Origin of the sequence: Rhizobium ecuadorense (assembly GCF_001187535.1) — a bacterium.
In the GTDB taxonomy this organism is placed as follows: Bacteria; Pseudomonadota; Alphaproteobacteria; order Rhizobiales; family Rhizobiaceae; genus Rhizobium; species Rhizobium ecuadorense.
In genome coordinates, this window is record NZ_LFIO01000362.1 from 1 (window position 1) to 216 (window position 216).

The window sequence follows — 216 nt, forward strand, 5'->3', positions numbered from 1 at the left end:
CTATCACATGGGCGGCGTCGCCACGGATGCAAATGGCCGCAGTTCGGTTCCCGGTCTCTGGGTCGCCGGAGAGGCGGCCTCGACCGGCCTGCACGGCGCAAATCGGCTTGCCAGCAATTCGCTGCTGGAGGCGGCTGTCATGGGCATGCGGGCTGCACGCGACATTTCAGGCATGCCGGCGAGTGGTACCGGCCCCATCTCCGCCGGGAGTCTCCC

Annotated in this window: 1 protein-coding gene; it reads left to right on the plus strand. The window is 68.1% G+C overall.

The window, feature by feature from the left end; translation table 11 throughout:
- Positions 1-216: FAD-binding protein (locus AF337_RS07430; RefSeq protein ID WP_152970955.1), on the plus strand; the 216-nt coding region annotated here is incomplete at both ends.